This window comes from Pectobacterium brasiliense (genome assembly GCF_013449685.1).
In the GTDB taxonomy this organism is placed as follows: Bacteria; Pseudomonadota; Gammaproteobacteria; order Enterobacterales; family Enterobacteriaceae; genus Pectobacterium; species Pectobacterium brasiliense_A.
This window is the reverse complement of record NZ_JACDSF010000120.1, coordinates 1-223: the sequence shown is the minus strand read 5'-3', so window position 1 is coordinate 223 and position 223 is coordinate 1. Positions and strand designations below refer to the sequence as shown.

The following is a 223-nucleotide window of genomic DNA, read 5'->3' as shown; positions in this document are numbered from 1 at the left end:
CAACTCATCGATAAAACGCCGGGCTAACGCCGCCCCCAGATCGGCACCGAACACCGAGATCTGGATCAGTTTGATGGGCAGTTGATTAATTTTTTTTACATCCGCCACGTTCAACTTGAATTGGTTCTTTGCTGAATCCACTCGTGCATCGACGCCGGTCATGAGCAACTCGGCTACTATCGGGTTATCCCGAATCGGTTCGGCGGCTTCGAGCAGCGCGCGG

At 53.8% G+C, this 223-nt stretch carries 1 pseudogene; it reads right to left on the bottom strand.

The features are described 5' to 3' along the window. Nucleotides 1–223 (bottom strand): annotated as a pseudogene (locus tag H0248_RS21545) (hypothetical protein); the annotation flags it as partial.